The sequence below is a fragment of the Parabacteroides caeci genome, assembly GCF_023656795.1.
Lineage (GTDB): Bacteria > Bacteroidota > Bacteroidia > Bacteroidales > Tannerellaceae > Parabacteroides > Parabacteroides segnis.
The window spans coordinates 83,339-98,030 of sequence record NZ_JAMOKT010000009.1 but is presented as its reverse complement, the minus strand read 5'-3'; the positions used below and the strand labels follow the sequence as shown (position 1 = coordinate 98,030).

The window sequence follows — 14,692 nt, the reverse complement described above, 5'->3', positions numbered from 1 at the left end:
TACATTGACACCGTAGGTGCGGTTCGCGAACCGCACCTACCAACGACGCTACATTCATTCACTTTTGACAATAACTGAACACAATACAATTATATTATGGATACAAGAAAGAATGAAAACGAACTGCACCTTCTGGGCGGTTCTACCGAATATAAACAAGATTATGCCCCGGAGGTGCTGGAAGCATTTACCAACAAGCATCAAGGCAATGACTACTGGGTACGTTTCAACTGCCCCGAATTCACCAGCCTCTGCCCCATCACCGGACAGCCCGATTTTGCGACTATCCATATCGACTACATACCCGATGTGAAGATGGTGGAAAGCAAGAGCCTGAAATTATACCTCTTCAGCTTCCGCAGCCACGGAGCCTTCCATGAAGACTGTGTCAACATCATCATGAAAGACCTTATCAAGCTGATGGACCCGAAATATATCGAAGTGACGGGTATCTTTACCCCTCGCGGCGGCATCAGCATCTATCCGTACTGCAACTACGGCCGGCCGGGTACCAAATACGAGCAACTGGCCGAACAACGCCTCTTCAGCCATAACGCATAAAAGTATTTTCCGATAGCAGATGCTACAACGTGGCAAATAATTATGTAGATTTGCAATCACTTAATTGTAAACCTACATAATTATTTAGACCATGAGGAATAGAAATTTCACTATCAAGGCTACACTGGCTGTTATGGCCTGCACCGCCTGCGTAAATCTGAGCGCACAGCAAAAAGAGTATCCGCAACCGGAAAAGATGACTCCGGGCATGTCGGAGTACTGGACGCCTCAACCCAAGATTGTAACTCCGGGAGATATCAAAACAAATTCCGCTCCGTCGGATGCCATCGTCCTGTTTGACGGCAAAGACCTCTCCGCTTGGGAAAGCACCAACGGCCAACCGGCCCAATGGACCGTTCACGACGGCGTATTTACAGTCAATAAAAAGACCGGTGATATCCAGACCAAACAGAAATTCAACAACTACCAGCTACATATCGAATGGTGCGTTCCTGAGAATATCACCGGAACCAGCCAGGGACGGGGCAACAGCGGTATCTTCATGCAAGGCCTCTACGAAGTTCAGATACTCGACTGCTACAACAACGAAACATACGTGAACGGCCAGACCGGCAGTATCTACAAACAGACACCGCCATTGGCAAACGCCATGCGTAAACCGGGCGAATGGAATGTATACGACATCATCTACACCGCCCCGATTTTCAAAGAAGACGGAACCTATCGCGTTCCCCCCAGCATCACCGTTATCCAGAACGGCATCGTTTTGCAGAACAACACGACCATCCTCGGAACAACCGAATATATCGGCTTCCCGAAAGTCGTACCCCACGGAGCCGGCCCGATTATCCTGCAAAGCCACGGCGACCCGAGCGAACCGATCAGCTTCCGGAATATCTGGTTGAGAGAGTTATAAGAATCAATAAGTAAAGTGTTTATATACGATGAAAACAAATAACCTATTCGGTATATGGCTGCTGTTCCTTTGTGCGACCGTCCTTTCCGGCTGCAACAACTATTTATTAAACGGCAAAGACGGAGATGAGGAAGAAGACAACGAAGAAGTATGGTATAACAATATACCGGAGGGAAACTTCTTTTCAAGAGGAAACACTTTACGATTCTATTATATAGATGAAAAGGGAAACGACCTCATCAACCCGAGCGACCTGAAAACCTTCCCTGTCTCGTGGAGCGAAGAGCTGGACAATCCGCTCGAACGCACTTACGACAACATCCGCGATGTCGAAAGCAACACCATCCGCTACAACGGCAATCACAACTGGATACTTTATGATTCGGAAGAACAGCTCCATTACTGCACGGTGAGCGCTTACGGAGATGAAAGACAAAGTACTTATACGTTCCCTATCTATGTAAACGGCGATACCGATAAAATGGAAATCACCTATAAATACACAGACAAGGGCGTTATCGGAGGAAAATACTGGGGGAAAATCGTTTCCTGGAAATACAACGGCACACATATCTATTCGGATGATGATGAGTACGACAAGAAGATATTCATCCGGAAGGCGAACGGAAACACAACCGTTTCTTTCACCCGGTAAAAGGAGTTTTCAATCATAACATACTAAAGGCAGGTCGTTTGATCTGCCTTTTTTCATATACCTGTTTATCGGCAAAATCCCTCTATTGGTCGACGAACCTTCGCTCTATTTCTATTCTGATTGTATAGTTTTTTAATGTAAAGTAGTTTTGCTTCCGTAACAAGGTAAAAAGAATGTTTAGGTCGCAAAACGAAAGCATTATGAAACAAGTATCTCTAATAATCCTCTCTTGCCTGCTTCTCCTGCCCGCCGGGATGAAAGCAGAGGACGACATGCCGAAGCAATGGACGCTTCGTAATTGTATAGATTATGCACTGGAGCATAATATCACTATTCGTCGAAACCGCATCAACGTCGAAAGTACCCAGGAAGATGTAAAGACGGCAAAAGCGGATTTCCTCCCCTCCCTGAGCGGTAATATCAGCCAGCGTATTGTGAACCGTCCGAACAGTGCGAGCGGCACTATCATCAGCGGCGACAACATCACCACCAGCGAAAGCAAAACCTCGTACAACGGAAGCTACGGCATCGACGCAAGCTGGACCGTGTACAACGGTAGCAAACGGGTGAACACGCTCAAACAACAGCAACTGAACAGCCGCATAGCCGAACTCACCGTCGACGAGAGCGAAAACTCCATCGAGGAAAACATCACCCAGCTTTACGTGCAGATACTTTATTCCGCCGAAGCCGTGAAGGTGAATGAATCGACACTGGAAGTAAGCCAGAAAGAGTTCGAACGCGGACAGGAACTGTTCAACGCCGGAAGCATCGCCTCCAGCGACCTCGCCCAACTGGAAGCACAGGTCAGCAACGACAACTACCAGCTGGTCACTTCGCAAACGACCCTGCAAAACTACAAGCTGCAACTCAAGCAACTTCTGGAACTCGACGGCGACTTCGAAATGGATCTTTTCCTGCCGCCACTCGACGACAGCAGCGTGCTGATACCGCTCCCTACCAAGGATGACGTCTATCAGACCGCCCTCAACCTGCGCCCCGAGATCGAATCGGGAAAGCTGAATATAGAAGCCGCCGACATGAATATCAAGATTACCCGTGCCGGATACATTCCGAGCCTGAGCCTCAGCGCCGGTATCGGTACGACCAATGCCAACGCCAACGACTTCAGCTTCAGCGAACAGGTGAAACAGAACTGGAACAACTCGATAGGGCTGACCCTGAGCATCCCCATCTTCGACAAGCGGCAGACCAAAAGTGCTGTCAATAAAGCCAAACTGCAACGTCAGACCAGCGAACTGGACCTGATGGACAACCAGAAAACGCTTTACAAAACCATCGAAAGCCTCTGGCTCAGTGCCAACAGCGCACAGCAGCAATACGTAGCCGCCACCCAGAAACTGAAAAGCACACAGGCCAGCTACGCCCTTGTCAGCGAACAGTTCAACCTGGGCATGAAGAACACCGTGGAACTGCTCACGGAAAAGAACAACCTGCTGAGCGCACAACAGGAAACGCTCCAGGCCAAATACACAGCAATCCTGAATGCAGGTCTGCTGCGATTCTACCAGGGAGAAGAAATCGACCTGCTCTAAATTTCCAGTAAAGAAAAAATAAAACAGATAAAGATATGAACAAGAAACTTATTATCGGTATAGCAGGCGTGCTGGTCGTAGCCGGAGGAATCTGGTTCTTCACAGGTAAAACGTCGAAAGGCGGCATCCGGCTCGAGACAGCCAAAGTAGGCCGCAGCTCCATCTCAAACACAGTAACGGCAACCGGAACAGTCGAACCGGTGACCGAAGTCGAAGTCGGTACACAAGTATCCGGCATCATCGACAAGTTATATGCCGACTACAACGACGTAGTGAAAGCCGGCCAGCTAATCGCAGAAATGGATAAGGTCAACCTGAAAGCCGAACTCGCTTCCGCCCAGGCCCAGCTGGCTAGCAGCAAGACCGAATACGAATACCAGCAAAAGAACTATGCCCGTAGCAAAGTCCTTTTCGACAAGAAGCTAATCAGCGACGCCGATTACGAAACGGCCACCTACAACTACGAAAAGGCCAAAGCTGCTTACGAACAGAACCAGGCCTCGATGGTGAAGGTAAACCGCAACCTGGAATACGCGACCATCACCAGCCCGATAGACGGTGTCGTTATCAACCGCGCCGTTGAAGAAGGACAGACCGTTGCCGCCGGCTTCGAAACCCCGACCCTGTTCACCATCGCCGCCGACCTGACGAAGATGCAGGTAATCGCCGATGTCGATGAAGCCGATATAGGCAACGTAGAAAACGGACAGCGCGTCAGCTTCACCGTCGACGCTTATCCGAACGACGTGTTCGAAGGCCAGGTAATGCAAATCCGCCTGGGAGACAGCGAAAGCAGCAGTAGTAGCACCTCATCCACTTCGACGGTCGTCACATACGAGGTGGTCATTTCGGCCGACAACCCCGACCTGAAGCTGAAACCGCGTCTGACAGCCAACGTCACCATCTATACGCTTGAACGCGAAAACGTGTTGACAGTGCCGACCAAATCATTGCGTTTCGTCCCTGAAGAAGAGTTATTGCTGGGCACCGGCTACACCGCCGAAAACAGTGCACAGGAAGCTCCCGCCGGCAAACGCATCATCTGGGTAAAACAAGGACAACAGCTGACTCCGAAAGCCATCACCGTCGGTTCTACCAGCGGCAATATGATTGAAGTGACCGAAGGGCTGACCGAAGGCGAAGAAATAGCCGTAGACCTGGCTTCCGACGCTCCCGTCCCAATGGCTGAAACTGCCGAAAAGAGCCCGTTCATGCCGGGACCTCCGGGAGGGAATAAGAAGAAGTGATATTGTAAACTGTAACACACCCCTGCCCCTCCCAAGAGGGGAAAGGAAACTCCCGACACTACCTGTTTTCTAACAACAAGTAGTAACTCTTCCCCTCTTGAGAGGGAGCAGGGGGTGTGTCAGAATTAAACAACAGAACGAACAATGAAAGAGATTATTAAATTAGATAATATCAAGCGTGACTTCCATGTCGGCGACGAAATCGTCCACGCCCTGCGGGGTGTCAGTTTCACGATACATGAAGGCGAATTCGTGACCATCATGGGGACCTCCGGCTCGGGAAAAAGTACGCTGCTGAACACGTTGGGATGCCTCGACACACCGACCAGCGGCGAATACTATCTCGACGGCGTCTCAGTCCGCACCATGGGGAAAAACGCCCGTGCCACGCTGCGCAACCGCAAAATCGGATTCGTATTTCAGAGCTACAACCTGCTGCCCAAAACGACAGCCGTTGAAAACGTGGAACTCCCCCTGATGTACAATCCCTCTTTCAGCGCCGCCGCCCGCCACGAGAAAGCCGTAGAGGCATTGATGGCCGTAGGGCTGGGCGACCGCCTGATGCACAAGAGTAACCAGATGTCCGGCGGACAGATGCAGCGCGTCGCCATCGCCCGTGCCCTGGTGAACGACCCGGCAGTTATCCTCGCCGACGAAGCGACGGGAAACTTGGACACACGTACCTCGTTCGAGATACTGGTACTTTTCCAGAAGCTCCATGCCGAAGGACGTACCATCATCTTCGTAACACACAATCCGGAGATTGCCCAATACAGCAGCCGTAACATCACCCTGCGCGACGGGCATGTCACTGCAGATACAGTGAACAACAACATACAAAATGCGGCAGAGGCATTAGCCAAATTGCCGAAAAATGACGATTGATTATGAACGGAACAAACCTCATAAAAATAGCCCTCCGTGCCCTTGCCAACAACAAGTTGCGCGGATTCCTGACGATGCTCGGCATCATCATCGGCGTAGCCTCCGTAATTACGATGCTGGCCATCGGACAAGGTTCCAAACGGAGCATACAGGCCCAGATCAGCGAGATGGGTTCCAATATGATTATGATACATCCCGGCGCAGACGTCCGTGGCGGTGTCCGCCAGGATGCCTCCGCCATGGAGACGCTGAAGCTGGAAGACTACCAGAATATCGTCGACGAGACCCGCTACATCTCTGCCGTTTCACCGTCGGTCAACAGCAGCGGACAAGCCATCTACGGCGCCAACAACGCCCCGACCACCGTCTATGGTATCAGCCCGGACTATCTGGAAATCCGCCGTTACAAGGTGGGCGACGGTGACATGTTCACCGAACAGGACATCCAGACTGCCGCCAAAGTCTGCGTAGTCGGCAAGACGGTCGTCGACAACCTTTTCACGGGTGGTGAAAATCCCGTGGGAAAAGTCATTCGTTTTCAAAAACTACCTTTCCGCATCGTTGGTGTGCTGGAGAGCAAAGGATACAACAGCATGGGAATGGACCAGGACGACCTAATCTTAGCTCCATACACAACTATTCAGAAAAAGGTCCTGGCCATCACCCATCTGCAAGGCATCACCTGTTCGGCCCTCAAAGAGGAATATACCGACCAGGCCATTGACGAGATAACTGAAATACTGCGCCGCAACCATAAGTTGAAGGAAAGTGACGATGATAATTTTACCATCCGTAGTCAACAGGAGTTGAGCACGATGTTGACAAGCACTACGGACATGATGACCGTGCTGTTGGCGGCTGTGGCCGGTATTTCGCTACTCGTTGGAGGCATCGGGATTATGAATATCATGTACGTCAGCGTCACGGAGCGTACCCGCGAAATCGGTCTGCGTATGAGTATCGGCGCCAAGGGCATCGACATCCTGGCACAGTTCCTGATTGAATCCATCCTGATCAGTGTGACCGGCGGATTAATCGGCGTGGTGCTCGGTGTAGGCGCGGCCCTGGTGGTGAACGCGGTGGCACACTTCCCGATTTACATACAACCGTGGAGCGTAGTGCTTTCGTTCGCCGTCTGTACCGTTACCGGTGTCTTCTTCGGATGGTATCCAGCCAAGAAAGCGGCCCAACTCGACCCGATCGAAGCGATTCGTTACGAATAAAAAAACGGATGAGCATCCAGTTTTGCAGCAACCAATAATTAATTATCTTTGTAGCAGATGGAAACAGAAAAGACAACACAGACACACATCTCTCCTCCTTTCCGGGGAATGGGCGGCATTATCCATATTGCCGCCTGGGGAATCCTGTTCGGACTGCCTTTTTTCTTTACAGGCAGGGAGTCGCAAGAAATGACTGTCATGAATTATTTGCGTTCCGTCATTGTCCCACTTTCATTTATGATGGTTTTCTATGTGAATTATTTCCTGCTGATAAACCGTTTCCTGTTTTCCCGTCACGGATGGAAATTCTTTTTCAGCAACCTGCTTCTGATAGTCGGTGCAATGTTATTGGTACATCTGCTAATGCAATTGTTGCCTCCCCCCGAGATACACCGTCCCCATCGCCTGGAAAGGGAGTTGCAGGATATTATCGGCTTCTTCCTGGTCAACGCCATGCTTTATGCGTTGGTGGCCGGCCTGAGTGTCGCCATCAAGATGACCAGCGGCTGGTACCAGATAGAATCCATGCGGCGCGAACTGGAGAAGAGCCGTGCCGAAGCCGAATTGCAGAACCTGAAAAGCCAGTTGAACCCGCATTTTCTGTTCAATACGCTCAACAACATTTACAGCCTGATTGCTTTCAGCCCCGAACGGGCACAGGAAGCCGTCCACGACCTGAGCCGCCTGCTGCGTTACGTACTCTACGACAGCAGCCAGCCGCAGGTGTTACTGGAAAAAGAGTTGGATTTCATCCGCAATTATGTGGAACTGATGCGTATCCGCCTGCCGGAACATGTGGAACTGAAAACGGAAATAGCTGCCACCAAACCCGATGCGCTGATTGCTCCCCTGCTGTTTATCTCGCTTATCGAGAATGCCTTCAAACACGGAGTCAGCAACAGCAAGCCATCGTTCATCGACCTGGATATCCACCAGAAAGGCGACATGGTTGTCTGCTACCTGAAAAACAGCTATTTCCCGAAAGATGCGGAACAGGACAAGAGCGGCTCGGGAATCGGAATCAAGAACCTGCGGAAACGTCTGGAACTAATCTATCCGAACCGACATATCTTCTCATACGGTGTAGATGGTGACAACTACTACAGCATGTTGGAGCTGCAAATAAGCGGCGAAGAACCGAAAAGTAAAAAATGAAATTAGGCTATGATTCTGAAATGTGCAATCATCGACGACGAACCACTGGCTATCAGCCTGCTGGAAAGTTATGTAAACAAGACGCCTTTCCTGGAACTGGCGGGAAAATACAATAGTGCCGTCAACGCGCTTCCCGCCCTCAGCAAAGAGCCGGTCGACCTGCTTTTCCTCGATATCCAGATGCCGGAGCTCAACGGGATGGAGTTTTCCCGCATCCTGAAGACCGATACGCGCATCATCTTTACGACCGCTTTCAGCCAGTATGCGCTCGACAGCTATAAGGTCAACGCACTCGATTATCTGCTGAAACCGATTAGCTATGCCGACTTCCTGAAATCGGCCAATAAGGCACTGCAATGGTACGAACTGCTGCGCGAATCCTCAGCACAAAGTACGAGTGGTTCGCGAACCGCCCCTTCCCAGGCAGTTTCCCCTTCCGTCGAAAGCATTTTCATCAAGACGGAATATAAACTGGTACAGGTCGAACTCCGTAAAATACTCTATATCGAAGGTCTGAAAGATTATGTCAAGATATTCGTTGAAGGCGAAGCCCATCCCATCCTTTCGCTGATGAGTATGAAAAGCCTGGAAGACATGCTGCCGGCGAACCGCTTCATCCGCGTGCACCGCTCCTTTATCGTCCAGCCGGAAAAGATCAAAGTAATCGAACGCAACCGGATTGTGTTCGGCAAAGAATACATCCTCATCTCCGACAACTACAAGCAGAAGTTCATGGAGTTTCTGGCACAGAGGGCACTGCTGCCTTAGAAAAGTTGCAGTAGCAACTTTTCCAACCCTTTCGTCATCTCGCTCATGCTACAGGCATAGTTATTGGAGAAAACGGCAACGGCATACCGCTTGCCGTCTTTTGTTATATAGCCGGCATAACTTCGCACACCGGTGATTCCGCCACTTTTCAGACGAGCCTTCCCCTGCAAACCGGAACCTTTCAGGAAATTCCGCACCGAACCTTCGATACCGGCTTGCGGCAAGGATTCGATAAAGGCTTCGGCATAATCGGACTTCGTCGCCATATAAACCAGCAAATCGGCTATAAACTCCGCAGAAACCTTATCCGCAGGAGCCAGTCCGCTACCATCGTGCATCCGCAAAGGGAAAACATCCAGCCCCTTCCTGTCCCAATGGGCGGCGACCACTCGGACACCCCGGCCGAAAGAAGAAATAACCTCGTTCTTCCGCGGAATATATTGCAGACCGACCGTCTTGACCAACGCGTCGGCAAACAAATTATGGCTCACATGATTCGTCACACCCGCAATCTCCTTCAACGTAGGAGAATAGGTGGTGACAATCGTTTTCCTCTCCACCGTCTTCCATCGCCCCGCTTCCGATTCAATCCGATAACAGGTCGGCTCCTTCCCCACGGCAATGCCTTCGCGTTCCAGGCATACGGTCAGATACTCCGCCAGGAACAATGCCGGATCAGGAATATCCCCCTTCAACACATAACGTTCGCGATTGGCAGGAACGACACCGTACAAATAGCGTTCGCCGGCAAGCGGAGCACCGATAATATAGGCACTGTCCGACGAAACAGGCGCCGCTTTCAGGTAATTGGTGAAACGGACACCCGGCAGTTCCGGTTCAGTGCCGGTCACCACCGGACGGCTGCCCGCAGCCCCCGACTTCAAATACAACTTATACATATTATCGAACACGGAAACCCCGTAGCTGCCTGGCGCATAATAATTACCCATATCTTCCCGCAGCCATTTGATGGAAGCACCTTCCGTATCAAAGATTCGCTCGTCCGACACCACCGCCCCGGCAATCTTCCGGATACCGGCCTTCTTCAAAGCGGCAATCCATTCCGGTACGAATTTGTTTTTCGCAGGCGTATACGCATTCCTGTCCGGAACGAAATGAGCCGAACCCAGCGACGGGTCGCCACTGCCTTTGATATACAGGTTGCCGTTCAGCACACCCTCTTTTATGGAACCGTCATACTCCAGCGAAGTCGGAAAACGGTAATCGTCCCCCAAAATCTCCAAAGCCGTAGCCGTAGCGACGGTTTTCAACACGGAAGCAGGCGAAACCTCCCGGTCCCCATCATAATTATAGACGGTTTTCCCATCCTGAAGGTCCTTCACCACGATGGAGAAAGTAGCCCCTTTCATATAAGGAGCATTCAGTAACTGTTTGACAGGCTGCGGAGTTTGTGCCTGTGGCTGTAAAAAACAGCCGAGCAACAGGGCGGCACATAATATTTTCTTTATCATCTTATTATACTATTCTACTTTATTCTATCTTTGTTCAGCAAAGATAAAAATTATAATATGAACTCATTGTTTGAAAGACCTTTTACGTTCGACCGGGTGACACGTATCGTATTCAGCATCGTCATCATCGGCGTATTGCTTTACCTGATTACCGTATTGCGTAATGCCTTGCTCCCCTTCCTGATTGCCTGGCTGCTCGCCTATATGATGCAACCCTTCGTCAAGTTCTTCCAGTATAAGCTGAAGCTGAAAAGCCGCATCCTGGCCATCGTCGCAGTCATCATCTCCGCATCGCTGATTATCGGGATTGCCGCCGCACTGGTCGTTCCGTCTGTCGCCCAGGAAGCCGAGCGGACCCTGAACCTGATGCGCACACATAATCCGGGAGAAGGCCATGTTCCGCTTATACCAGCTTCATGGATTGAATATCTTGAAAACAATGTAGACATAAACCAGCTGATGGAACTCCTCAGCCGGGAGAACATACAGAATGCAATCAAGCAGCTCGCCCCGAAGGTCTGGAACATCCTGTCGAACACATTCTCCATCCTTTTCAGTATAACGATTATATTCGTGATTCTGTTGTATTTCATTTTCATCCTGCTCGACTACGAAAAGATAGCCAACGGCTGGATAAACCTGATTCCGGCACGCATCCGTCCTTTCGCCAAAGGGCTGGCCGACGATGTAGAGCAGAGCATGAACCGTTATTTCCGCGGACAGTCATTGATTGCGCTATGTGTCGGAGTTTTACTTTCGATAGGTTTCAAAATCGTCGGTTTCCCGCTGGCCGTGACGCTCGGGTTATTTATCGGTGTGCTGAACCTGATTCCGTACCTGCAAGCGATCGGTCTTATCCCGATGGTCATCCTCAGCCTGCTAAAGTCGGCGGAGACCGGACAGAATTTCTGGATTATCTTCGGTTCGGGATTATTAATACTCGGAATCGTACAATGTATCCAGGATTTATACCTTACGCCGCGCATCATGGGAAAAGCAATGGGACTGAATCCGGCCATCATCCTTCTTTCGCTCTCCATCTGGGGAACTTTGTTAGGTTTTATCGGCTTAATCATCGCATTACCGCTCACGACGCTCTGTCTGTCTTATTATAAACGTTTTATCTTGCTGGAAGAGGACATTATCGCTCCTCCCCCTGCTGATATTCAACCGGAGAAAAAGAAAGAAAAGTAACTTTTTTCAAAAAAACTTCCTCCAACTATTGCAAATTCAAAAATAAACCCTACCTTTGCACCCGCAATACAGAAGTAAAGCACACCGCAATACAGAGTATGCACAGGATGATTCGCTAGCTCAGCAGGTAGAGCACATCCCTTTTAAGGATGGGGTCCTGGGTTCGAACCCCAGGCGGATCACCAGGAAACAAAAGAAAATCAAGCAAATCCCTGATAATATCTGATTATCAGGGATTTCTTTTTTTCTCCCAAATAGTAAAAGGGGTACTTTAAAGCATATTCTCGGTGGATAAATCGTGGGACTAAAATCAAACTCTGAAAAGCCCCACAAATTTGCATTTTTATCACAGATTCATAGCATTTTGCATAGTCATACTTTGGAAGAGAATACACAATGAACTGTCACAGAATCGGCAAATACTTATATCCAAGATAGATAAGTTATTTAGATATCTATAAATTGTGTATTCCCAACTGTTTCAATATATCAGATGTCAATTTTGACAACGGTCTTTTTGATAATCCGTCTTCACCTATATAATAACCCCATAGTATTCTATGGATAGTATCAGCATCAAGCCCCATTTCACTATATACTTGAATTATTTCTTTTAAATATCCAGCTTCATTTGCTCTTGCCCTGCAAACTATTTCATAAGCCACATCCTTATGGTGACGATATAATTCATCTAATGCAAATGCTTCAATATTTGTTTGACATCGATCATCTGCATTAAACACAACATTCCAGTTCCGCTTACCAAGCATACAATTTAATAATGAATCAATTTCAATTTGCCCATTATTATCAAATCCTTCTGCATAAGGATTGATTTTAATAGACTTTTCACCTTTTGCCTTATTACAATCTGGACAACATGGTATCAGATTATAGAATGAAAGAGCTAAATATGGATAAGAAACTTTGCTATAAAAATGGTCGAATTGGGCACTGACTTTTCTGTTGCTGTCAATTGTAAAAATATAATGTCTATTACAATAAGGGCAGACGTCCAAATTTAATTCTTGTAAGACAGTCGGTAAATATTGATATCGAATCTTTTCATATTGCCCTATCATATAGGTGTAAAAAGTTTTCCATTCTTTTGATGTTAAATTTATGTTTGGGAATCTGCTCTCAAATTCAAATATAAGATCTTTAAAATTATATGGCGAGCAAGAAACATACTTTTCAAGATTACCTTCTTCTTCAAATAAATATTTAATGAATATGTTATTTTTTATCTTGCGTACCATGGTCAGGACATATTCTACATACGCCCGACAAATATTGTCGATATTTTCGTGAGATATTCGAATCATATGTTTTCCTTTTCAGAATCTTCAATTTTTTTCAATTCCTCAATTAAGTATTGCTTCCTAAGGTTTGGAGCAAGATTCTGACGCTTAGAATCATATACTTTCAGCAATAATCCTCTTATTATTGGTTCTCCAATTCTATATATTTCTTTAAGTATTTCAGGGGATATCTCAGCATTATTAAGACGATTATAGATTTCCTGTATTTTGCATTTAGCAAAATCACCAATAGGAACACCTTCCAGAAAAAAGCTATCGTTGTAGAGGGTATGAATATTTGCAGCGAATGTTTCTTTATGCCTTATTGAAGTACATACACGGCTATACCCATCTCTTTTTTCAATGAAAAGTATATTGCTTCTAGGAATGTCTGATATTAAGATCGGAGAGTGTGATGTGATAATTATCTGAAACATTACTTTTGGAAAGAACTTAGCAAAAGATGACAAAAGTATATTCAAAAATTTTTGTTGCCATTCTGGATGTAATTGCAAATCCGGCTCATCCAGTAATAATATAATAGTTTTGCCATCAAAGTAATGAGAGTTTACAATCCGCCGTTCATGAACATGATGGATTTCTCCTTGTTTTTCAAAAATAGAACCAAGTATGCGTGCTAATAACGTATAAAGAATACGTTCTCCTGAAGAAACACCATATTTTATAGTTACCCAAGTATTGGATGCATTCTTATCAAATGATCTATTTGATGCATATGGCAATACTTTTGGAATTGCATAGTAATAGTTATATAAAGCATTCACGAATCCATAGTCTATGAAGTCAATATATACTCCAAAAGTTAAAGGAGCATCTCCTCTCATTGACGCACGTCGTAAAGGATGTTTGTAACGAATAGCTTTTCTGTGAAATAAATCTAATAATAAATCATAGATATTGTAGTCATATTCAGGACGTGTGTTCAAAACTGAAATAACTTCTTCAAATGATGTTGTATTATTCCATGCGTCTGGTATTGATGCTAATGCAAATATTCTCTGTATGATTTTAAGTTTTATTTGGTCTTGAAAGCTATCCGTCAATCCTTTCGAAAGTTCCTTGTATGTAGGATGATCTAAATTTGAATGATTGTATGCATGAAATGTTAGCTCAATATAAGTTGGCAGTTTAAATGATGATATTATATTTTGAGAGCCATCACGAGTATATATCAAAAACAATAACAATCGAAAAACATCACCCGTTTGCATCACATCAATATCTGAAATATGGGCAAAATCTGGTGTATTGCCTATTTCGTATATATGTTTTCTTAATAAAAAAGCATTTGAAATATCTTTAAATTTTGAGTAATAAGAATTTTTATTCGATAGAGCCCTATCTATCGACGTTGAATAAAATATTACTTCCGTATTGTTGATTCGTTCTTCGAATTCCCCATTAAGAGGACTTCCCCATCGGTTAAATCGTTTAACTTCAAATAAAAATTTTATCTCCGAATATAATGTGGGGACATTGCTATAAAGCTGTCCTTCATACAAGCATATAATCCATCCTCCGCCTTGTCCACATAAAGATTTTATAATACATTCCAATAAATTGGTTTTCCCAGATGCATTTTTACCTATAATTGCGGTAATATTTAGGATATTATCGCCAAACCATTTATTAGGTACATTATTCTTGTGCCACTCCATATGAAAGGTTTTAGTAGTGGCATTATATGTGAACTTATAATTTGGCGAAAAATTATATTCACATCCTTTTATGCTTTTATTGTCATTATGAACATATAAATACAACAGTTCCATACTCT

13 protein-coding genes and 1 tRNA gene are annotated in these 14,692 nt (G+C 46.6%); 11 read left to right on the top strand and 3 right to left on the bottom strand.

The features are described from left to right. Positions 1–96: 96 nt before the first annotated feature. From queF to NBH15_RS06675, 9 genes are all read left to right on the top strand, one after another. Complete coding sequence (gene queF / locus NBH15_RS06715) at positions 97–561, top strand: preQ(1) synthase (protein WP_128132905.1); 465 nt, start codon at positions 97–99, stop codon at positions 559–561. Between the two features lie 91 nt (positions 562–652). After that, positions 653–1,438, top strand: coding sequence for a 3-keto-disaccharide hydrolase (locus NBH15_RS06710; protein ID WP_128132904.1), 786 nt, complete (start codon positions 653–655; stop codon positions 1,436–1,438). Between the two features lie 28 nt (positions 1,439–1,466). Continuing rightward, positions 1,467–2,093, top strand: coding sequence for a hypothetical protein (locus tag NBH15_RS06705; protein ID WP_250822246.1), 627 nt, complete (start codon positions 1,467–1,469; stop codon positions 2,091–2,093). Positions 2,094–2,293: 200 nt separating this feature from the next. Then, entirely contained in the window at positions 2,294–3,649 is a 1,356-nt protein-coding gene (locus NBH15_RS06700) for a TolC family protein (protein WP_250822245.1), read from the top strand. Positions 3,650–3,684: 35 nt separating this feature from the next. Further along, a complete protein-coding gene (locus tag NBH15_RS06695; protein ID WP_128132901.1) occupies positions 3,685–4,896 on the top strand; it encodes an efflux RND transporter periplasmic adaptor subunit in 1,212 nt (403 codons plus the stop codon). Positions 4,897–5,040: 144 nt separating this feature from the next. After that, positions 5,041–5,781: an ABC transporter ATP-binding protein gene (locus NBH15_RS06690; protein WP_250822244.1), complete on the top strand. Its 741-nt coding sequence runs from the start codon at positions 5,041–5,043 to the stop codon at positions 5,779–5,781. 2 nt (positions 5,782–5,783) lie between these two features. Continuing rightward, positions 5,784–7,004, top strand: coding sequence for an ABC transporter permease (locus NBH15_RS06685; RefSeq protein ID WP_128132900.1), 1,221 nt, complete (start codon positions 5,784–5,786; stop codon positions 7,002–7,004). A gap of 57 nt (positions 7,005–7,061) precedes the next feature. Next, positions 7,062–8,159, top strand: coding sequence for a sensor histidine kinase (locus NBH15_RS06680; RefSeq protein WP_250822243.1), 1,098 nt, complete (start codon positions 7,062–7,064; stop codon positions 8,157–8,159). A gap of 9 nt (positions 8,160–8,168) precedes the next feature. Further along, positions 8,169–8,927 (top strand): LytR/AlgR family response regulator transcription factor, encoded by a 759-nt coding sequence (locus tag NBH15_RS06675; protein ID WP_250822242.1) that lies wholly within the window; start codon positions 8,169–8,171, stop codon positions 8,925–8,927. Here the strand turns inward: NBH15_RS06675 and dacB are convergent. Then, complete coding sequence (gene dacB / locus NBH15_RS06670) at positions 8,924–10,399, bottom strand: D-alanyl-D-alanine carboxypeptidase/D-alanyl-D-alanine endopeptidase (RefSeq protein ID WP_250822241.1); 1,476 nt, start codon at positions 10,397–10,399, stop codon at positions 8,924–8,926. The genes NBH15_RS06675 and dacB overlap by 4 nt on opposite strands. A 57-nt stretch (positions 10,400–10,456) precedes the next feature. Here dacB and NBH15_RS06665 point away from each other — a divergent pair, with 57 nt between their 5' ends. Both NBH15_RS06665 and NBH15_RS06660 read left to right on the top strand, forming a co-directional pair. Further along, a complete protein-coding gene (locus tag NBH15_RS06665; RefSeq protein ID WP_009859873.1) occupies positions 10,457–11,593 on the top strand; it encodes an AI-2E family transporter in 1,137 nt (378 codons plus the stop codon). A 109-nt stretch (positions 11,594–11,702) separates the two neighbouring features. Further along, positions 11,703–11,778, top strand: a tRNA-Lys gene (locus NBH15_RS06660). A 270-nt stretch (positions 11,779–12,048) separates the two neighbouring features. On the opposite strand, the gene NBH15_RS06655 is transcribed toward NBH15_RS06660, so the two are convergent. After that, positions 12,049–12,852: an HNH endonuclease gene (locus tag NBH15_RS06655; RefSeq protein ID WP_250822240.1), complete on the bottom strand. Its 804-nt coding sequence runs from the start codon at positions 12,850–12,852 to the stop codon at positions 12,049–12,051. A gap of 62 nt (positions 12,853–12,914) precedes the next feature. Then, positions 12,915–14,687: an AAA family ATPase gene (locus NBH15_RS06650; protein ID WP_250822239.1), complete on the bottom strand. Its 1,773-nt coding sequence runs from the start codon at positions 14,685–14,687 to the stop codon at positions 12,915–12,917. Positions 14,688–14,692 lie beyond the last annotated feature (5 nt).